Here is a 20,221-nt window from a genome sequence, read left to right as displayed (position 1 = left end):
TGAATAACTTTTCAATAGAAATTTGATTTTGGTACCTTTGGTCCCATTATTTCTTAAACTTCCACATTTTTGGACAACACAATACCTGTTTCATGTTAAAATATAATATAATTTAACTGTTTTTGTCGAATCGGGATAAGTGGTGAATCTAAAATGGAATGGGTAGAATCAGTTATTCTTTATTGTTTGAAAAAAATTAATAACGAAAGAACTATTTATTCAGTTTACCACATTTTAAAAGGAAAGAAATCGTCGCAAACCATTCAGGATATTCATTTGTATTCATTAAAAAGATTATTTGGAGTACTTGAACCGCTGACAAGAGACTCCTTTGAAGCCATAATTAATAATTTGAGAGACGACGGGTGCATCATTAAGCATGGTGAGCAAAAATACCTCCTCAGTTCTTCAGGGGAGCAACGCTTGAAAAATATCGGTATACCAATCTTTCTCAATGGCTGGAGTTATCACCAACAGACCACTATAGTTTGGGAACGGCTCTCTTTACTAGTGCAGGTAGTCTCTAACCTCATCAATCAGGAATCAAGCTATATACCGATTCAAAAAAATAAGAAGGTTCTAATCTGGGTTAAAGGTGTTCTAAAAGAAAGCCATCTCTCAAGAAACGAAATTGGCGAAAAATTATATAGAGAATTGAACCTATGTTTCGAAGGTGGGAAGGAAATTGATCCGTCTATCCTTGTCTTCCGCTTAACTGGATTCCGGCAAATTGGATTAACTGCCCAGCAAGCATCCAAAAAAATGAATGTTAATATTTACGATTATCATCTTACATTTACTAATACTCTGCATTATTTGATTGAAAAAATAGAAACAAGGGGTGCTGAATATCCGATATTAACCCATTTGCTAAAGGGCTTGGAGCATGGGGATGAATTAACCATTACGGCGCGAAAAACATGGAAATTGCTATCGCAGGGATATTCGATACAGATGATAGCCAAAAGCAGAAATTTAAAAACAAGCACCATTGAAGATCATTTAGTGGAATTTGCGCTGCAAATAGACCGGTTTTCAATCGATGCTTTTGTTGATAAAGAATTACAGTTGGAAATTTTGCAAATTGCCAATCAAGCCGCAACAAAGCAATTAAAATTAATAAAGGAAAAAGTCAGTCGTGCCAGTTATTTTCAAATCAGGTTAGTGCTGGCGAAGTATGGTGATCGGCAATGGAATTAGAAAATCTATTAAAAATGCATTTTGGCTATTTATCGTTTAAAACAGGGCAAAAGGAAGCCATTTCGGCCATCATAAATGGACAGCATACCCTGGCCATGCTCCCGACCGGAACGGGCAAATCCTTATGCTACCAGCTTCCTGGTTATGTTTTTGATGGATCAATATTAATCGTATCCCCGCTCCTATCCCTTATGCAAGATCAGGTGGAACAATTAGGGCGATTGGGCGAGAAAAGGGTTATTGCTTTAAACTCCTTTCTCTCCTTGGAGGAAAAAAATTTTGTTCTGGACCGGCTGCAGAACTATAAATTTATCTTTATATCACCGGAGATGCTTCAGTCCTCTTTCATCTTGCAAAAGCTTCGAAACCTTGCCATCTCCTTATTTGTAGTGGATGAAGCGCATTGCATTTCTCAATGGGGATATGATTTCCGGCCGGATTACTCTAAATTGGGTGAAATAAGGAAAAGCTTAGGCTGCCCCCTTACACTAGCTTTAACCGCAACCGCTACAAGAAAAGTCCGGGAGGATATTATCCAATCATTAGGCATAGAAGATGCTGTTAAAGTGGAATCGACGATTGACCGGCCTAATATAGCCATACGGATCGAGGAAATAGAAGAATATCAGAAAAAGTCAGACCGGGTTTTGGAGCTTGCAGCAAAGCTTGAAAAACCTGGAATCATTTACTTTTCAAGCAAAAAAATGGCCGAACAAATGGCTTTATTGCTAGAGGAAAAGAATATTTGCAACGCAAGTGCTTACCACGGGGGATTGGATCAGGATACAAGAATATTAATCCAGCAACAATTTATTCATAATCAGCTAGATGTTATTTGTGCTACAAGTGCATTCGGGATGGGAGTGAATAAGGAAAATATCAGATTTATTATTCATTTTCACATGCCGATGCAAATCGAGTCCTATCTTCAGGAAATCGGCCGGGCAGGACGCGATGGTCTGCCGAGTATCGCCTATCTCTTGTATTCACCCGGAGATGAACAGCTGCCTTTTCAGCTTGCAGAAAGTGAACTCCCGTCTGAACAGCAAATTGACTGGCTGTTTCATGAATTGGAATATGGACAGGGAATAAAAGGCGTTGCACTTCCATTCAATCAGGACACCCAGGAAAGAGGAGGTTTTTCAGAGGTTCAGTGGAGATTAGTGGAGAATCTTCTCCTGAAAGAAGCCAATCAAAAAAGTTCTCTTCTTGACTGCAAAGAAAGCATTAAAAGATTTGTTAATGAACGCATAACAATGAAGAAAAAAAATATTTACCAAATGTTACAATGGATTTTGTCTAATCGGTGCCGGCGCGAATTCCTTTTGACTTATTTTGAGGAACAAGTGACAAGCAGAATTGAGCAATGCTGTGATATTTGCGGAATAGATGAAAAAAACTATTCAGTCTCCCATAAAATGAGCAAGAATCATTTATGGGAAATTGAGTGGAAGGAATACCTGGCCGGATTATTACTTAATAGTGAGTTGAGGGAATGAAAAAGAAATATAATGAACTAATTAGCAGTTTAACGGATAAAGATTTACTTTTTCACTTATATATGACACAGGTTATATTGCTTGTGATTTCACTCATTTTGGGCTTGCTCCTATTTGACCATTTCTCGTTTTTAAAATCAATCGATGTAAGGGATGTTAAGATTATTTCCTTAGGCTTGCCATTGGGGATAGCGGTTGTCATCATTGACGTAATCCTAATGAAATGGCTGCCTGCATCTTTTTATAATGATGGCGGCTTAAATGAACGAATTTTTCAAAAAAGGAATATATTCCATATATTTATTATTGCCGCGATTGTTTCCTTTAGCGAGGAATTATTATTTAGAGGGATCATCCAAACGAAGGTCGGTCTTATTTCGGCTAGTTTTATCTTTGCGGTAATCCACTACCGCTACCTTTTTAATGTGTTTTTATTTATCAATATTATTACGCTTAGTTTTGTTATTGGAGCAGTCTATGAATCGACGAATAATCTGGCCGTCACAATAATGATGCACTTTATTATCGATTTCTTATTAGGTATTTATATAAAGTATAAACAATCTTCGGCAGATGATCAGCAAGGAGGGGGAGGGCGTCATGAATAGAGAAGAACCATATAGAGAGCAAGCCGAAAGATTAAAACAACGAATACAAAAGGTGAATGAAAATATTGAAGTTAACGATGAATTGCCGCCAAGGGAACTGGTCCATCGGGAAAAAAAGAAAAAGGTTAAATGGAAAATCAAATATCCAGTTATTCGCATCCTGGTATTATTCTTTATTCTTCTTCCTGTGATTATATTCAGTGTTATATCTTATCTTGATGGAAAACAAATAAATGGTTCTAAGAAAGCCTCGACGGATCATGTTGGTTATGAAACTATTAATCTAAAAAAATCAACTTCAGAAGAAGCTGACAAGGTGGAGGAAGAACAATCCGTAGATGCCGATGGAGCTGAGGCGACGAACAGTTCGGAAAGTGTAGAAGCGGGCACCTCTTTAACCCCACCTGCCGAAGAACAGCCGAATGTCATTACGGAAAAAAATGTGTCCACGGAAAGTCCTGTTTTACCTCAAGCGGCTGAAGGCAATAATGCACCAGTGCAAACTCAGAATCCACCATCACAAACAGATACAAGTAAAAGGGAACCAGCACAACAGACAATCATTCGTCATAAGGTTCAGCAGCAAGAAACATTATTTAGTATTTCGATGAAGTATTATAAATCACAAAAAGGGATGGACATTATTAAAAAAGCAAACAACATGTCCAATGAAGAAATCTATGTTGGTCAGGTATTAAAAATCCCGATAAACAACTAACCGATCGTTTTTAGGTCGGTTTTTTTGTATTTTAAATCATAAGTTTACGGACAAGTTCATATTTATTAATGGAGAAATGGAGGGATGGATATGGATTCTCCGATTAGGGAGCTTAAGCATACGGATGATGCGACCAAGCAGGTTCTAGAAAATGTCCGGAAAAAGAAGGAAAAATTTGATAAAGCAGAAAAGTTACATTATCTTTCTATCTATTCGACACTTTTATTGGCAGCCATCTTTTTTTGTTATTTTTATTTTACCATTGCGAAATATTATTCTTATTCCTTTTTTGCCATGTTTTCTGCATCGTTAAATGATTCGGTTATCATATTTTTAATGGGGATTACGATTATTGGCTATGGTTCAATGAATATTTTGAAGCAGCAAAAGGATAAGAAGGAAAAGGAATATCAGGAGTTAAGAGCTGAGATCGCGGACCGGAGTAAAGATTATTGGAAGAAAGAAGAAGAGTGGAAAAACCGCCATATCGTTTTTGCAATGATGAAAAAAAATTACGATATCAATTTATATCATGAAAAAAAATAAAGAAGCAGAATCTCTCTGCCTCTTCCTAATTAAAAAATCTTCTTCTTTCCTTTTTCTTCTTTTAAAATTTCGACCGCTTCACGGAAGCGTTGGGAGTGGATGATTTCTCTTTCACGCAGGAAACGAAGTCCGTCATTTAAGTCGGGGTCATCGCTCATATTGATAATCCATTGGTAGGTTGCTCGTGCTTTCTCCTCTGCGGCAATGTCCTCATAAAGGTCCGCAATTGGATCACCTTTTGCTTGAATATATTTGGCAGACCATGGTTCTCCCGCAGCGTTATGATAAAACAGGGCTTTATCATGATCGGCATAGTGGTCACCTAGTCCGGCTGCTTTCATCTGGTCAGGTGTAGCATCCTTTGTCAGTTTATAGACCATGGTGGCAATCATTTCAAGATGAGCAAATTCTTCGGTTCCAATATCAGTCAATAGGCCAATGACCTTGTCGGGAATCGTGTATCTTTGGTTCAAATATCGGAGCGCTGCAGCTAGCTCTCCATCTGCACCGCCATATTGTTCTATTAAAAATTTGGCTAACATCGGATTGCAGGTGCTTACACGGACAGGGTATTGCAGTTTCTTTTCATATATCCACATTATCTTTTATCCCTCCCATTGAACGTTCACTACTGCTGATCTTTATGTGAATTTATACCTGCCATGGCCAAGGTGAATCGTCCCAATTCCAAGGATGGCTCGAATAGCTGTTGCCAAACTGCTGAAGGGGACCAAATTGGCTCTCGAACGCTTTTTTTATTCTCTTTCTTTCTTTTACATAATGGTTGAATTGGTTTATTGCTTCAAGGTCATCATTGTGGGTATCCAAATAAAGGGTCAGTTCCACCAGCACAAAGTCGACGGCTTGGAGCTGTTCCATCAATTGATAATACTCGGCAGGAACTTGCTTCATGAGGGGATACCCCCTTTTGCTTTTTCATAAGGACTGTACCAGGGATCATAGAAATCTTTCCATAATGTGCCTGCTTTAAGTGCCTCAAATGGAGAAAATTGCGGGAGATTTGGGGGTTGAAACCCCATATATAAATGAGGCGGTGTGGAATATTTTTTTTCTAGAATCGGCTTACAGGGGTCGAAAGGACTTACATACGGATGAAAGGTCTTGAGATGAGTGTTCATGGTAACCCTCCCTTTATTTCAGCATCAGTTAATAATATGATAATATTCTTATGACATGACATAAAAGTTTAATAAATGAAAGGTTTTTGAGCGCTGACATAGAATTATAATGTAGTTGAAGTATTAACCTTTGAGGTGATAAGAAAATGTTCGTAAAAAATATGATGATTCCAAAGCATGCCTGTTTTACAGTTCAGGAAAACGAATCGCTTAAAGCGGCCTTGGATCGATTGGAAGAACAGCAAATTGATGGCCTTCCTGTTTTACAAGGTGATAAATATGTTGGTGTTGTGACCAGATATGGGATTTATGAAAATTATTTCCATTCAAATAAAGAAAAGGATAAGTATTTAACCGAGACGACTGTGAAAGACATCGCAACCCATCAGGAACAGTTTTTGATGGGTACCGAGCTATTTGAAAGAACGATGCTTGATTTAAAAGATTTCCCTTTGCTTGCAGTAATAGATGAGGACCGCAGTTTTCATGGGTTGGTAACCCGCTCAGATGTTCTAAGTTTCTTTGAGAGTGCTTTTGGAGTCAATCGCCCCGGGGTGAGGATTGCCTTTACATCCGTTGAGACGGAAGGACGGATCGCCCGCTTATCGGAAATCGCCCATCAATTTCACGAGCATATCATATCCCTGGTCACCTTTGACGAAACAGATAAGCTGGTCCGTAGGATTGTCATGAAAATTGAAAAGAAAGATAACATTGAGAAATTTACGAAAAAGCTTGAAGAACATGGATTCCGTATTTTAAGCATTGAAGAAGTGTAAAAATTTTGAACCGCGGAAATAATACCAATCCCTCTCATACATTGTTATGGGGGGGATTTTTGCATGCTTGCAGCAGGGAGGATTCTGTTTATATATTTATTCGGGTATTTATTCAGTATTTGGGTTTGGATTCCGAATCCATTTGTATTGGCTGATTTTTTTATCGGTTTGATTACACACCCGCTTGAGTTTTTGGCTGCTTCCTTAGCTCTGTTTTTTGGTGTGCTTCTTTCGGGTGGTTTAATGAAGGGATTCATACATACGCTAAGAGATGCACGGAAGAAACAGCTTCTCCTCTTGAAGATGTTTGAATTGGTGATTCTAATTATGGTATTTTTGATGCTTTTTCGTATTGGCTGGGAGCAGGCACTTGTCTTTTTTAGTTTAAGTATCGTTTATGGTACCATTTCATTAGAATCTTAATGTTTTAAAGGAGTATGTCAAATGGATTTAATCCCTATTATCCTGCTTGTTGTTCTCATCATTGGATTATGTCTCCTTATATATATGCTGCGAGAAGCCTTTTTAAATGATGTGGTCAGTCATGAATTACTTTTTGAGGATTTTCCTGAATCGTTTGGAAGAATGTCCATCTTTTTTATCTCCGATATTCATAAACGGACCATTTCAGATAAAGTTATTCAAATGGCAATTGGAAATGCAGATTTTGTTGTGGTTGGAGGAGATTTAACAGAAAGAAATGTGCCTTTACAAAAAGTTAGGGCCAATTTAATGAAGTTAAGACAAATTGGTCCCGTTTATTTTGTATGGGGAAATAACGATTATGAGGCCAATTTGCATCAGTTACATACGGTGTTTCAGGAAACAAATATAAATGTCTTGGATAACTCAGGCGTCTGCCTGCAGTCTAACCAAGGAGAAAAGATTATTTTACTGGGTGTTGATGATTTCACTTTAGGAAGGGATCGGCTTGAGTTGGCCATAGACGGAGCAGAAGCTAATACCTTTAAAATCTTGGTCAGCCATTCCCCGGATATTATCAAAAAAGTTGAGCCAAAGCATAATATCCGGCTCATTTTAAGTGGGCATACACACGGTGGTCAAATCCGTCTTTTTGGATTCAGTCCCGGGGAAAAAGGGGGGATAAAAAGGGTTCAGCAAACACTTCTTTTCATTAGCAACGGTTATGGAACAACTGCCATCCCCCTTAGATTGGGAGCCCCGGCACAGTGCCATTTGATTTCCGTCAGAAAAGGAACTGATGATCTTTAATTAACAAATAAGCAAGTATAAATTCAACTACGTCTTATGAACCGTCCAATCGATCTTGCCAATTTGCGGGTTTTCATTTAAGGAAGACAATTCACAACCGCCTTTCTGCTTTCATACTCTAACATAAGAGATGTCTAGCAGGGGGCAAAAACATGCGCTTAGAACGCTTAGCAGCAAACAAAATAAAAATTATTTTAACGTCCGATGACTTGTTTGAAAGAGGACTTTCCAAAGAGGATATTTGGAAAGAATCCGGTAAATGGAATCAGCTCTTTCATGATATGCTTGAAGAGGCAAGTGAAGAATTCGATGTTGATATAAGGGGTTCGGTAGCGGTTGAAATTTTCTCCCTTCATGCTCAAGGAATTATCATGATTATTACCGTCGACCATACTAGGGAAGATGAGGAAGCATTGGATGATGGTTTAATTGAAATGCAGGTAAGAGTAGGGGGCTGTGAGGACTTTTTATATGAATTTGAAGAATTTGAAGATATAATTAGTCTCGCGAAACGGCTTTCCTTATTAGGTATTTATGGTGGGAGTCTATATGTATATCGCAGCCGCTACTTTCTTTTGCTGACAAAAATAGAAACCGAACAAAGCTCTATTACCGCCTCATTGATGTCAGAGTTTGGCAATGCATCCATATTAAGTCCGTATGTCCTTAAAGAATACGGAAAGCTCATAGTCGGTCACGTAGCGATCGAAACCCTTCTCCACTATTTCAAATGAATAATACACATATCTAATAAGGAGGGGGGAAAACCGCTCCTTAAGTTTTTTCACAATGTTATTGGTTATTTTAAAATAGCAAATAATTGCGAATGGCCGCCTTTGCATAGTCACATTATATAAAAAGAAAGGTGGATTTTTGTTCTTGCATTAATTGCCTAAAGGTGTATACTTGTGACTGATAGCGGACATTAATCGTTTTAGTATTTTCTTAGGAGGTTTATAAATGTCTACCGAAAAAGGTAATGAAAAGACTAATCATGAGGGTAAGCATGATGTGTTAAAATCAACACAGACCGTTATACATAAAGCCCTTGAAAAATTAGGTTACCCTGAAGAGGTATACGAGCTCTTAAAAGAGCCGCTAAGAATGATGACAGTCAAGATTCCAGTTAGAATGGATGATGGATCTGTAAAAATATTTACTGGATACCGTGCCCAACATAATGATGCAGTAGGCCCAACAAAGGGAGGAATCCGCTTCCATCCTGGTGTAACAGAGACAGAAGTGAAAGCCCTTTCAATATGGATGAGTTTAAAATGCGGAATCGTCGATCTTCCATATGGCGGCGGTAAAGGCGGGATTATCTGTGACCCGCGCGATATGTCATTCCGTGAGCTTGAAAGATTAAGCCGTGGATATGTAAGGGCAATTAGCCAAATCGTTGGCCCAACAAAAGATATTCCTGCTCCTGATGTATTTACAAACTCGCAAATAATGGCTTGGATGATGGACGAGTACAGCCGGATTGATGAATTTAACAATCCTGGTTTTATCACTGGCAAACCGCTCGTACTTGGAGGTTCCCATGGTCGTGAGTCGGCAACAGCAAAAGGGGTCACGATTTGTATCCGCGAAGCAGCGAAAAAGAGAGGCATCAATATCGAAGGAGCTAGAGTCGTTGTCCAAGGTTTCGGCAACGCCGGCAGCTACTTGTCAAAATTCATGCATGATGCAGGTGCCAAAGTAGTAGGGATTTCAGATGCATACGGTGCACTTTATGATCCGAATGGACTCGATATCGATTACCTGCTTGACAGAAGGGATAGTTTTGGAACTGTAACAAAGCTATTCAATAATACAATAACTAATAAGGAACTGCTTGAGTTGGAATGTGACATCCTCGTTCCGGCAGCAATTGAAAATCAAATTACCGAAGAGAATGCCCACAATATTCGTGCCAGCATCGTGGTTGAGGCCGCAAACGGACCTACAACATTAGAAGCAACGGAAATTCTAACTGAGCGCGGAGTTCTACTTGTACCTGACGTATTAGCCTCTGCAGGCGGCGTAACTGTTTCCTATTTTGAATGGGTGCAAAACAACCAAGGTTACTATTGGTCAGAAGATGAAGTAGAAGAAAAGCTTGAAAAAGTAATGGTCAAATCCTTTAGAAATATATATGATACAGCCCAAACTCGCCGTGTCGATATGCGTCTTGCCGCATACATGGTCGGTGTAAGAAAAATGGCTGAAGCAAGCCGCTTCAGAGGCTGGATTTAAGTTGTTACCATTGAAATATGTACTCAAAACTCCTATCATTAACAGGTAGGAGTTTTTTATATAATAATAAAGATGCATGAATGTTTTAAGGAGTGTTCCATTGTGCAAATAGAAGACGTAATTATTATTGGCGGGGGACCGTGTGGAATGGCGGCTGCGATCGCCTTACAGGAAATCGGAAAAAGCCCGCTTATCATCGAAAAGGGCAACATTGTAAACTCTTTATATAACTATCCAACCCATCAAACATTTTTTAGTACTAGTGAAAAATTGGAAATTGGTGACGTCGCTTTTCTAACCGAAAATTATAAACCAAAAAGAAATCAGGCACTTGTCTATTATAGAGAGGTTGCAAAAAGAAAGAATCTTCGTATTAATCCCTTTGAAAAAGTGACGCAAGTGACGAAAGACAATCATTTGTTTACAATTGTAACAGAAAAAAATACTTATCATGCCAATTATGTTGTCATCGCCACCGGCTACTACGATAACCCCAATTTTATGAAGGTACCAGGTGAGGCGCTGCCTAAAGTGTTTCATTACTTTAAAGAAGCGCATCCCTATTTTGACCAGGATGTCTGCGTAATAGGCGGGAAAAATTCCAGCGTAGATGCGTCCATTGAGCTTGTAAAGGCGGGTGCGAGAGTAACTGTTTTATATCGTGGAAATGAATACTCTCCAAGTATCAAGCCGTGGATACTCCCGGAATTTGAATCCTTGGTCCGGAATGGAATCATTCACATGGAGTTTAATGCAAATGTTAAAGAAATAACAGAAAATGAAGTCATTTATGTAAAAGAAGGCCAAGAAAAGTCTATAAAAAATGACTTTGTATTTGCCATGACTGGGTACCACCCTGATCATCAATTTATTAAAAATATGGGAGTAATTATCGACCAAGAATCAGGAAGGCCGATTTTTAACTCTGAAACGATGGAAACAAACATAGAGGGGATTTATATTGCAGGGGTACTAGCGGCGGGTAACAATGCAAATGAAATCTTTATCGAAAATGGAAGATTTCATGGCGGACAAATTGCAGGTTCAATCTTAGAGAAAGAATCAAAAGGGTGAGATTACTATGAAAAAAGTCGTTTTGTTAACTACAGGCGGTACAATTGCAAGCAAGCCAAATAAAGATTCTGGAAAACTTGCATCTGGTGCATTGACAGGTGAAGAACTTACCGCTATGTGCCAATTGCCAAATGATATTGAAGTCATTGTTGAATCTGTCTTTCAAAAAGCCAGTATTCATATCACTTTTGATGATTTAGTTTTATTAAAATCAAAAATTGAGGGCTATTTTAAAGATGATACGGTTTGTGGAGTGGTCGTCACACACGGGACAGATACAATGGAAGAAACAGCCTACTTCCTTGATTTAACAATTGCCGATTCCCGTCCAGTTGTAGTAACCGGATCACAGCGTTCCCCAGAAGATTTGGGGAGCGATGTCTACATTAACCTCAGGCATGCCATCTATTCAGCCTGTTCTAAGGATTTGCGAGACGCCGGGGCAGTTGTTGTTTTTAATGAACGGATTTTTGCAGCAAGATACGTCAAGAAGGAACACGCATCCAATATTCAGGGGTTTAACTCCTTTGGATTTGGCTATCTGGGAATCATTGATAACGACCAGGTTCATATTTTTCAAAAGCCTATAAAACGGGAGTTTTATAAAGTGTTTACAGCTATCCCTCAGGTTGAAATTATTAAATGCTATATTGGTGCCGATGGAAAGTTTATTAAGGCTGCAAGAGAAGCGGGAGTAAAAGGAATCATCCTCGAGGGGGTAGGCCGTGGCCAGGTTGCTCCCAAAATGGTGGAAGAGATAGAACTATCGATAAAAGCTGGAATTAAGATGGTTGTTACAACCAGCGCTGAAGAGGGCTCTGTTTACACAACCTATGATTACGAGGGCAGTGCATATGATCTTTATAAAAAGGGAGTCATCCTTGGCAGCGATAATGACTCCAAAAAGGCCAGAATTAAACTTGCTGTTTCACTTGCAAGCGGCTTAGAGAATATCCAATTTTAGTGGAAGCTGGAATAAATCTTTCATTTTCCTTACGTCCATTTCCATGTTAGACTTAAGAAAATGGAGTTGAAAAGAGGTTCATCATGCTGGGAATCTTATCTGCCGGGATCGCCCCCGGCTTGGCCTTGCTAAGTTATTTTTATTTAAAAGATGAATATGAATCAGAGCCTATTCCCCTTGTTCTTAGAACATTTTTGTATGGTGCGCTGTTGGTATTTCCAATTATGTTTATCCAGCATGTCCTAAAGACTGAGCAATTGCTTGACTCAAGCATGATTAATGCATTTATCAGTACTGGTTTTCTAGAGGAATTTTTTAAATGGTTTATTGTTTTTTATGCCATTTATCAACATGTCGAATTTGATGAACCATTTGATGGAATTGTCTACGGTGCGGCAGTGTCCCTTGGATTTGCTACCGTTGAGAATATTTTTTACCTGATTGCCAACGGCATTGAACATGCCATATCCCGGGCTCTGCTCCCGGTTTCCAGTCATGCACTCTTTGGTGTAATAATGGGATTTTATTTTGGCAAGGCAAAGTTTACAGAAGGCAATAAAGCAAAATGGCTTTCTTTGTCATTGTTACTCCCGTTTGTTCTGCACGGTTTCTACGATTTAATCCTGCTATCTTTAGAAAATTGGCTGCTTATCATTTTTCCTTTCATGATCTTTCTATGGTGGTTTGGACTTAGAAAAGTGAAAAAAGCGAAAATGTTAAGTGCTAACCATTTTAAAAAACAATATTCACTTGAAAAGACCCTTCATCATTGATGTTGGGTTTTTTTAGCTACTACGAGGGTGTGAAATTTTCCTAAACTTTACTTTCTTTAACGCATAAGGACAACTGCGCCTCATGAACTGCCCTTACTGGCTCGCCAATCGGCGAGTTTTCTTTATTTATTTGGAATAAAAACACCATTTAAACAAAAAATAGGATTAATGCAAAAAGATTTACAAATGGGGGTTAATGTTCCATGTTGAAGAAACCGATATTAATAAATCTGCTAAGCTTATCCCTTTTAATAACGCCATTACCTTTCGTAAAAACCAATCAGGTTCAAGCTTTTTCGGGACAGGTAATCCAGCATGGTGCGGTTGGCACCGATGTCATTGAATTACAAGAAAGGCTCAAACATTTAGGGTTTTTTACAGGGAAGGTGGATGGCGTTTTCGGTTGGCGGACCTATTGGGCCTTACGGAATTTCCAGTATGAATTTGGACTGCCTATTGATGGTTTGGCAGGACCAGCTACAAAAGCGAAAATAGTGAAGGCGAGCAAAAACTATAAGGCTGGCAATAATTCTGCAGCAAAACCAAATGCAAAACCGCAAGCTCCTGCCAAAAAGCCGACCGCCGCTAACACTCCGGCCGGTTTTTCGCAAAATGATATCCGCTTAATGGCAAATGCTGTTCATGGAGAGTCAAGAGGTGAACCATATATCGGCCAAGTTGCAGTTGCTGCAGTCATCCTAAACAGGGTACAAAGTGCTTCCTTTCCAAACACCGTTTCTGGAGTCATCTTCGAACCAGGAGCATTTACGGCAGTCGCTGATGGACAGATTTGGCTGACTCCAAATGAAACTTCTAAAAAAGCAGTGATTGATGCGATTAATGGCTGGGATCCAACCGGCGAGGCTTTGTATTATTTTAATCCTGCAACGGCAACAAGCGGCTGGATTTGGTCAAGACCGCAAATTAAAAAAATTGGCCAACATATTTTTTGCAAGTAGAGGTGAAAACAGTTGATTAGAGGAATATTGATTGGCGTTCTCGCAATAGCTGTTGCGGGTACTGCTTACTGGGGTTACCAGGAACATCAAGAGAAAAACGCGGTGCTTTTAAATGCAGAAAACAATTACCAACGGGCATTCCATAATCTTACTTATCGAATGGACCTTTTAAATGACAAAATTGGCACAACACTTGCAATGAATTCAAGAAATTCATTATCACCGTCGCTAATTGAAGTTTGGAGACTTACATCTCAGGCGCATAGTGATGTCGGTCAACTTCCATTGACGTTGCTGCCATTTAATAAAACAGAGGAATTTCTTGCGAATATCGGAAATTTCAGCTATCGGACTGCCGCCAGAGATTTGGATAAGGAGCCTCTTTCTGAGCAGGAATACGAAACGTTGAAGTCCCTTTATAAGCAATCTGGACAAATCCAGTCTGAGCTTAGAAAAGTCCAGCATATGGTGTTAAAGAACAATCTGCGCTGGATGGATGTAGAGCTTGCCCTTGCCTCAGGCAAGGAAAATACAGATAACACAATTATTGACGGTTTCAAAACTGTTGAGAAAACCGTCAGCGGTTATGAAGAAACTGCACAGGGGCTTACCTTAACAAACTTGCAAAAAAAGGATGAAAACTATAAAAAAATTAAAGGGAAATCCATTACAAAGCAAGAAGCTGCAGATATTGCGAAAAAATATTTGAAAATTGACGGCAATGCGGATGTGAAGGTCACCAAAAATGGCAAAGGGTCTGACTATGGCTTTTACAGTGTTTCCGTAAGGAACAAACAAACTGGTCAAGAAGCAAGCATGGACATCACAAAAAAAGCCGGCCATCCCATTTGGTTTATGAACAACCGCCCGATCGATAAGCAAGCCATCAGTTTGAATGCTGCCAATAATAAAGCACTTGCTTTTTTAAAAGAAACTGGCTTTAAAGACTTAGAGACTTTTGAAAGTTTTCAATATGATAATGTTGGTGTCTTTAATTTTGTCACCAATACCAATGGAGTCAGAATCTATCCGGAATCGGTAAAGGTTAAGGTTGCTCTAGATAATGGTGATATTGTCGGAGTTTCTGCGGAGGATTACTTAAAGTCCTTTCAAACAAGAAATTTAGATAAACCAACCATTACACTTGAAGATGCCAGAAAGAAAGTGAATCCAAATCTAAAGGTGATGGAGGACCGTCTTGCTGTTGTCATCAATGATTTAAATGAGGAAGTCTTATGCTACGAATTCCTCGGGACAATGGGAGAAGATACTTACCGTCTCTTTATTAATGCGAAAACCGGTTTAGAAGAAAAAGTAGAGAAACTAAAGAATGCGGAAAATATGTATGAAGGTGTTTTATAAGGAAAAGCTCATGCTTTTCCTTTCTTTATTTTGGTCCGCTGCGAGAATAAAATATTGAATCAGCCCCCATAATAGGTATAACTTGGTTTTGGGGTGAATGGATTTGGAGAAAATCGAAAAAATTTTAATGAAGGTAATCATCATACAGTTTCTATTTTTACTTCTAACTCAATTTTTTCTGCATCAGCTAGATACCCTGCCGGAATTGCAGCAGCTAACCAAATACGAAGGCGTCAATGAAAATTCCATCACCGAAATACTCCAGACCTTTCAAGGAAACTAATTAATTGCCTCTGCAAACAGACTTATTGAAAGCATAAATGATTAGAATTTGAAATTTCAACACGATAATTATTAAATGAAGAAAAATATGAGCAGGCTTTGCCTGCTTTTTTTGTTTTAATGGATTAAATTAAGGAAGGATTCTGGTCTCTTATGGTAAAATAAATATAGACAACTTTAGATATTCATTAGGAGGATTTATGAAAAGAAAAATATCCATCGCAATTGACGGTCCTGCTGCTGCCGGTAAAAGCACTGTAGCAAAAATAGTGGCAGAAAACTTATCGTATATTTACATTGATACGGGTGCCATGTATAGGGCGTTGACATATAAAGCAATTGCGAACAATCTTGATCTCGAAGATGAGGACTCCCTAGTGGAAATGCTGCTCGATACAGAAATAGGACTCCTGCCTTCTGATAACGGGCAAATCGTTTTACTCGATAATCAGGATGTTACTAACGAAATCCGTACATCTGAAGTAACCAATTTGGTATCCATCCCTTCCAAACATCTGCGGGTAAGGGAAGAAATGGTGAGAAGACAGCAATCGTTTGCGAAAAGCGGAGGTGTTGTCATGGATGGGCGTGACATTGGCACTCATGTTTTACCTAATGCAGAGGTAAAAGTCTTTTTACTCGCCAGTGTGGACGAAAGAGCTGAGCGGCGTCATAATGAAAATCTTCAAAAGGGTTTCCCATCAGACTTGGAAAAACTAAAAGAAGAAATTGCGCGTAGAGATAAAATCGACTCAGAAAGAGAAGTTGCTCCTTTGAAAAAGGCCGAAGATGCCGCTGAAATTGATACTACCTCTTTGACTATTCCGGAAGTAGTCGATAAAATTATGGCTCTTGTGCACGAAAGGATTGGATGAGTTGACGTTTTATACCTTTGCAAGATCAGTAGTAAACGCAATCTTTAAACCGTGGTATCGAGTTGAAACGATTGGAGCGGAGAATATACCAAAAGAAGGTGGCGTGCTTCTTTGTTCCAATCATATTCATAATTTTGACCCCATTATTGTCGGGATTACCGGGAAAAGGCCTGTTCATTTTATGGCCAAAGAGGAAATCTTTAGAGTCCCTGTCTTAGGGAACATCGTGCGGAAATGTAACGCTTTTCCTGTAAAAAGAGGGATGAGTGATCGTGAAGCACTAAGAAAAGGGATCAACATATTAAAGGAAGGGCATGTGCTTGGACTTTTTCCAGAAGGAACAAGAAGTAAAACTGGGGAATTAGGGAAAGGCCTTGCCGGTGCTGGTTTTTTTGCTTTGAAAACGAATTGTGCAGTAGTTCCGTGTGCGATTCTTGGCCCTTACAAAAACCTGCAAAAGTTAAAGGTAGTTTATGGAAAGCCTATTCAAATGGATGACCATCGAAATTCGAAGGCTTCTGCAGAAGTAGTCACTGAATTAATTATGGATGAAATTCATAAACTTATTAAAGAGTATCGATAGGTTTCCGCTTGACAAAAGACGCGATTTATAAGAAGTTAAATAATGAGATTCAATTTTGGGCAAATCAGAATTTATAGATAATTATAGATTTTGCTAGTCAATGGATTAAGGAGGATTACATATGTCTGAAGAATTAAATCAGGTAGAAGTGAAAAGCTTTGAAGTTGGCGACAAGGTAACGGGACAAGTTACTAAAGTAGAAGAAAAGCAGGTGCTTGTTGATATCCAAGGCAGCAAACTTGATGGGATTATTCCAATCAGTGAATTATCAAGCCTGCATATTGAAAAAGCTTCTGATGCGGTTAAAGAGGGCGATGAATTAGAGCTTGAAGTAATGAAGGTTGAAGAAGAAGCATTAATTCTTTCAAAAAGAAAAGTGGATGCCGGAAAAGCTTGGGAAAGCCTAGAGCAGAAATTCCAGAGCGGCGAGGTTATTGAAACCGAAGTAAAAGATGTTGTGAAAGGCGGCCTAGTTGTCGACCTTGGAGTTCGCGGCTTTGTCCCTGCATCCCTTGTTGAGACATATTTTGTCGAGGATTTTAGCGACTATAAAGGCAGAACTATTACTTTTAAAATTGTCGAACTCGATAAAGATAAAAATCGCTTAATCCTTTCCCACCGTGCTGTTGTTGAACAGGAAAAGGCAAAGCAAAAATTATCCCGTCTTGATGCAATTCAACCGGGTGATATCATTGAAGGTACAGTTCAAAGATTGACTGATTTCGGTGCTTTTGTTGATATCGGTGGAATTGATGGACTTGTCCATATTTCCCAATTATCACACGAACATGTCAATAAACCAACAGATGTTGTGCATGAAGGCCAAAAGGTTAATGTAAAAGTCCTAAGCGTGGATCGGGACAGCGAAAGAATTTCCTTATCCATTAAAGAGACACTTCCTGGTCCGTGGTCAAACATCTCAGAAAAGGCTCCAAAGGGCAGTGTGTTAACCGGAACCGTTAAACGATTGGTTTCTTATGGAGCTTTCGTTGAGGTTTTCCCTGGTGTTGAAGGCCTTGTTCATATCTCCCAGATTGCCCATAAACACATTGGTACTCCTCATGAGGTGTTAAAGGAAGGACAAGAGGTATCCGTTAAAGTTTTGGATGCAAATGAAGCTGAACAGCGCTTATCTTTGAGCATCAAGGAGCTTCTTGAAAAAGAAGTTGAGGAAACATACGATTATGAGCTTCCGGAAGAATCAAAAGGATTCCAGCTTGGTGAAATGATTGGAGATAAGTTAAAGAATCTGAGAAAATAATGGTGATAAAACGTGTCTAGATTGGAACGTAAATGGGATCACATCCGCCTGGCTATTGAAAATGGGCAAACGCGTTCTTCAGCATTTGATGATATTAAATTTATTCACCAAAGCTTACCGAATATCGGTATTAGTGATGTTCGATTAAATCAAAAAATAGGCGAACTTTATTTAAGTTCGCCTATTTTTATCAATGCGATGACGGGCGGCGGCGGTGAAAAAACTTATTCAATTAATAAAGAGCTGGCCATTGCTGCCGGTGAACTTGGATTGGCGATGGCTGTTGGTTCTCAAATGTCTGCTGTTAAGGACCGTACTCAAAGCTATACCTATGAAGTGGCCCGTAAAGAGAATCCGAAGGGAGTTTTGATTGCCAATCTTGGCAGTGAGGCAAAGTTGGATGATGCAAAATATGCAATTGAAATGATTGAGGCCAATGCGCTGCAAATTCATTTAAATGTAATCCAAGAGCTGACCATGCCAGAGGGGGATCGTGACTTTTCCGGAGCCTTAAAAAGAATTGAAACTATCGTAAACGGTGTAGAAGTCCCAGTGATCGTCAAAGAGGTGGGCTTTGGGATGTCCCGTGAAACGATTCAAATGCTTTCCTCGATAGGGGTGAATATTGCCGATTGTGGGGGGGCCGGAGGAACCAACTTTGCGGAGATTGAAAATAAACGAAGAGAGAAATCCCTTCCTTTTTTCGCTGATTGGGGTATACCCACTCCTGTTTCAATTGCGGAAGCTTCATCCATTTCCAACATTTCCATCATTGGCTCGGGCGGTTTTGTGAATGGTTTGGATATTGTCAAAGGAATAGCCTTGGGAGCGGATGCAATCGGGATTGCCGGTCATTTCCTGAGAATTCTTCTAGAAAAAGGGACAGAAGCATTAATTGATGAAATGCAGGAAATGCTCATGGAAATCACTCTCATAATGACAGCTTTGGGTGTAAAATCCATTTCGGAATTGAAACGTGTTCCCTTGATTATTTCCGGGGATACCTATCATTGGTTAACCCAAAGAGGAATTGAAACTAAACAATACAGCCAGCGACAAGTTTAAAGCTCCTGCAAATGCAGGAGCTTTTCTTCATTGTCTGGCTTCCGCGCCTAGGGGCTTGAAGGGAGGTCTACAGCCAATCCGTCAAGAAGGCAGTGAACAGCCTTCTCGCCGTCACGTCTAATGCCCTGTCTCCCCTGGTCAAGGCGCTTTCGCTTTTCTTTTAATAATCGTCCTTCCCATCATTTAAACCTCTTGCCTCATCAGGACCTGAAAGTTTTGTTGCCCCCTTATAGTGCAAGGCCTGATCTCGATCTGACTCCACTCTTCTGCTTGCTTTTAGCTTTTTCTCTTGGCGGTCTCTTCCCATCTTTCTACACCTCCTCTTAATAAGATGAATCAGACAGGAAATATTATTCAATGAGTATAAAAGTTCGTTAGGAATATCAATAATGATAATACTAGGAGGTGTATGTATGGAAGGTGCGGCATTTTATTTGATTTTTTGGATGTTTTGGGTTTACCTTACGTTTATTTTACCTAAGGATAATCCGTATCGGCTAAGGCTTGCGGCTGCAGTATTAATCCTGATTATTTTTTCAGACTATCATTTTAATTTCGGAATGGTTGACATTTATGCAAGCGGGGTTGTCATCTTAAGTTATTCATATTTATTTATAAGCAAAGAAAAGCAGCGGGTTATCATATACCTTCTCATTTGTTCTTTAATTATCACAATCGCATACGTAACCTTCCATTTGTTCGAAATATTTGACCCGGTTTGGTTAATATTTAAGAAGGAATGGATGATGGGAATCGGTATCGGCTATTTGGCTATAATCCTGCAAAACACATTAAAGGGAAGATTGCTGATTATATTTAGCGGAACCATGCAAGGAGAATTATTGTACGCGTATATTTTAAATAAATTTCAATTTCCGCATTCGATAGGAGATTTTGCTTATTTAGATGTATGTGCGTTAATTTCCGCAGTAACGGTCGGCTGGAGCCTTTTGGAAAATGCCGGAGCAGTATTGCAAAATCATTTCCACCTTTTGGAAAAAGCGAAACAAAAATCATCTTAACAAGATTTATTCCCCCTATTCGTTGCAGGAGGAGATTAACA

The 20,221-nt window shown here is 39.2% G+C and carries 25 protein-coding genes; 21 read left to right on the top strand and 4 right to left on the bottom strand.

Annotated features, from left to right (window positions below; translation table 11 throughout):
* Positions 1-153: 153 nt before the first annotated feature.
* The 5 genes from ACZ5AE_RS20795 (at position 154) to ACZ5AE_RS20775 (ending at position 4,571) form a co-directional block, all read left to right on the top strand.
* The gene (locus ACZ5AE_RS20795; RefSeq protein WP_464566473.1) at positions 154-1,200 is read left to right on the top strand and encodes a YpbB family protein; all 1,047 of its coding nucleotides are present in this window, start codon (positions 154-156) and stop codon (positions 1,198-1,200) included.
* Positions 1,191-2,699, top strand: coding sequence for a RecQ family ATP-dependent DNA helicase (locus tag ACZ5AE_RS20790; protein WP_464566472.1), 1,509 nt, complete (start codon positions 1,191-1,193; stop codon positions 2,697-2,699). Before ACZ5AE_RS20795 ends, ACZ5AE_RS20790 begins: the two co-directional genes overlap by 10 nt.
* The gene (locus ACZ5AE_RS20785; RefSeq protein ID WP_464566471.1) at positions 2,696-3,307 is read left to right on the top strand and encodes a lysostaphin resistance A-like protein; all 612 of its coding nucleotides are present in this window, start codon (positions 2,696-2,698) and stop codon (positions 3,305-3,307) included. The genes ACZ5AE_RS20790 and ACZ5AE_RS20785 overlap by 4 nt, the downstream gene beginning before the upstream one ends.
* Positions 3,300-4,025, top strand: coding sequence for a LysM peptidoglycan-binding domain-containing protein (locus ACZ5AE_RS20780; protein WP_464566470.1), 726 nt, complete (start codon positions 3,300-3,302; stop codon positions 4,023-4,025). Before ACZ5AE_RS20785 ends, ACZ5AE_RS20780 begins: the two co-directional genes overlap by 8 nt.
* A 90-nt stretch (positions 4,026-4,115) precedes the next feature.
* Positions 4,116-4,571, top strand: coding sequence for a DUF2663 family protein (locus tag ACZ5AE_RS20775; protein ID WP_464566469.1), 456 nt, complete (start codon positions 4,116-4,118; stop codon positions 4,569-4,571).
* A 29-nt stretch (positions 4,572-4,600) separates the two neighbouring features.
* Here the strand turns inward: ACZ5AE_RS20775 and ACZ5AE_RS20770 are convergent, their stop codons facing one another.
* The 3 genes from ACZ5AE_RS20770 to ACZ5AE_RS20760 are packed head-to-tail and all read right to left on the bottom strand — an operon-like array spanning position 4,601 to position 5,710.
* Positions 4,601-5,170, bottom strand: a complete 570-nt coding sequence (locus tag ACZ5AE_RS20770; RefSeq protein ID WP_464566468.1) for a manganese catalase family protein — start codon at positions 5,168-5,170, stop codon at positions 4,601-4,603.
* Positions 5,171-5,222: 52 nt separating this feature from the next.
* Positions 5,223-5,483, bottom strand: a complete 261-nt coding sequence (locus ACZ5AE_RS20765) for a spore coat protein CotJB (RefSeq protein WP_464566467.1) — start codon at positions 5,481-5,483, stop codon at positions 5,223-5,225.
* The gene (locus tag ACZ5AE_RS20760; RefSeq protein ID WP_464566466.1) at positions 5,480-5,710 is read right to left on the bottom strand and encodes a spore coat associated protein CotJA; all 231 of its coding nucleotides are present in this window, start codon (positions 5,708-5,710) and stop codon (positions 5,480-5,482) included. The genes ACZ5AE_RS20765 and ACZ5AE_RS20760 overlap by 4 nt, the downstream gene beginning before the upstream one ends.
* A 146-nt stretch (positions 5,711-5,856) precedes the next feature.
* Here ACZ5AE_RS20760 and ACZ5AE_RS20755 point away from each other — a divergent pair, with 146 nt between their 5' ends.
* The 15 genes from ACZ5AE_RS20755 to fni all read left to right on the top strand — a co-directional run bounded on the left by ACZ5AE_RS20755 (position 5,857) and on the right by fni (position 19,158).
* Positions 5,857-6,489 carry a CBS domain-containing protein gene (locus tag ACZ5AE_RS20755; protein WP_464566465.1) on the top strand — a complete coding sequence of 211 codons (633 nt, stop codon included), beginning with the start codon at positions 5,857-5,859 and terminating at the stop codon, positions 6,487-6,489.
* Between the two features lie 63 nt (positions 6,490-6,552).
* Positions 6,553-6,912 carry a hypothetical protein gene (locus tag ACZ5AE_RS20750; protein ID WP_464566464.1) on the top strand — a complete coding sequence of 120 codons (360 nt, stop codon included), beginning with the start codon at positions 6,553-6,555 and terminating at the stop codon, positions 6,910-6,912.
* A gap of 21 nt (positions 6,913-6,933) precedes the next feature.
* Complete coding sequence (locus ACZ5AE_RS20745; RefSeq protein WP_464566463.1) at positions 6,934-7,722, top strand: metallophosphoesterase; 789 nt, start codon at positions 6,934-6,936, stop codon at positions 7,720-7,722.
* Positions 7,723-7,874: 152 nt separating this feature from the next.
* Positions 7,875-8,456, top strand: coding sequence for an adaptor protein MecA (locus ACZ5AE_RS20740; RefSeq protein ID WP_464566462.1), 582 nt, complete (start codon positions 7,875-7,877; stop codon positions 8,454-8,456).
* Between the two features lie 226 nt (positions 8,457-8,682).
* Complete coding sequence (locus ACZ5AE_RS20735; protein WP_464566461.1) at positions 8,683-9,960, top strand: Glu/Leu/Phe/Val family dehydrogenase; 1,278 nt, start codon at positions 8,683-8,685, stop codon at positions 9,958-9,960.
* Between the two features lie 102 nt (positions 9,961-10,062).
* Entirely contained in the window at positions 10,063-11,034 is a 972-nt protein-coding gene (locus ACZ5AE_RS20730; RefSeq protein ID WP_464566460.1) for a YpdA family putative bacillithiol disulfide reductase, read from the top strand.
* A 7-nt stretch (positions 11,035-11,041) separates the two neighbouring features.
* Complete coding sequence (locus ACZ5AE_RS20725; RefSeq protein WP_464566459.1) at positions 11,042-11,998, top strand: asparaginase; 957 nt, start codon at positions 11,042-11,044, stop codon at positions 11,996-11,998.
* Positions 11,999-12,081: 83 nt separating this feature from the next.
* Positions 12,082-12,771: a glutamic-type intramembrane protease PrsW gene (gene prsW / locus ACZ5AE_RS20720; RefSeq protein ID WP_464566458.1), complete on the top strand. Its 690-nt coding sequence runs from the start codon at positions 12,082-12,084 to the stop codon at positions 12,769-12,771.
* A gap of 203 nt (positions 12,772-12,974) precedes the next feature.
* Positions 12,975-13,730 (top strand): spore cortex-lytic enzyme, encoded by a 756-nt coding sequence (gene sleB / locus ACZ5AE_RS20715; protein ID WP_464566457.1) that lies wholly within the window; start codon positions 12,975-12,977, stop codon positions 13,728-13,730.
* A gap of 12 nt (positions 13,731-13,742) precedes the next feature.
* Positions 13,743-15,092 carry a germination protein YpeB gene (gene ypeB, locus ACZ5AE_RS20710; RefSeq protein WP_464566456.1) on the top strand — a complete coding sequence of 450 codons (1,350 nt, stop codon included), beginning with the start codon at positions 13,743-13,745 and terminating at the stop codon, positions 15,090-15,092.
* 103 nt (positions 15,093-15,195) lie between these two features.
* Positions 15,196-15,375: a DUF5359 family protein gene (locus ACZ5AE_RS20705; protein ID WP_464566455.1), complete on the top strand. Its 180-nt coding sequence runs from the start codon at positions 15,196-15,198 to the stop codon at positions 15,373-15,375.
* A gap of 199 nt (positions 15,376-15,574) precedes the next feature.
* Positions 15,575-16,249, top strand: a complete 675-nt coding sequence (gene cmk / locus ACZ5AE_RS20700; protein ID WP_464566454.1) for a (d)CMP kinase — start codon at positions 15,575-15,577, stop codon at positions 16,247-16,249.
* 1 nt (position 16,250) lies between these two features.
* Entirely contained in the window at positions 16,251-16,832 is a 582-nt protein-coding gene (locus tag ACZ5AE_RS20695; protein WP_464566453.1) for a lysophospholipid acyltransferase family protein, read from the top strand.
* Between the two features lie 121 nt (positions 16,833-16,953).
* The gene (gene rpsA, locus ACZ5AE_RS20690) at positions 16,954-18,093 is read left to right on the top strand and encodes a 30S ribosomal protein S1 (RefSeq protein ID WP_464566451.1); all 1,140 of its coding nucleotides are present in this window, start codon (positions 16,954-16,956) and stop codon (positions 18,091-18,093) included.
* Between the two features lie 12 nt (positions 18,094-18,105).
* The gene (gene fni, locus ACZ5AE_RS20685) at positions 18,106-19,158 is read left to right on the top strand and encodes a type 2 isopentenyl-diphosphate Delta-isomerase (protein ID WP_464566450.1); all 1,053 of its coding nucleotides are present in this window, start codon (positions 18,106-18,108) and stop codon (positions 19,156-19,158) included.
* Between the two features lie 160 nt (positions 19,159-19,318).
* Here fni and ACZ5AE_RS20680 read toward each other — a convergent pair whose 3' ends face one another.
* Complete coding sequence (locus tag ACZ5AE_RS20680) at positions 19,319-19,465, bottom strand: YpzI family protein (protein WP_464566449.1); 147 nt, start codon at positions 19,463-19,465, stop codon at positions 19,319-19,321.
* A 106-nt stretch (positions 19,466-19,571) separates the two neighbouring features.
* Between ACZ5AE_RS20680 and ACZ5AE_RS20675 the strand changes: the two genes are divergently transcribed.
* Positions 19,572-20,180: a YphA family membrane protein gene (locus ACZ5AE_RS20675; RefSeq protein WP_464566448.1), complete on the top strand. Its 609-nt coding sequence runs from the start codon at positions 19,572-19,574 to the stop codon at positions 20,178-20,180.
* The last annotated feature ends 41 nt before the right edge of the window (positions 20,181-20,221 follow it).

Source organism: Neobacillus sp. S1227, assembly GCF_055385255.1.
Note: the sequence above shows the minus strand (reverse complement) of the source record. Positions and strands in the feature narration are given on the sequence as shown.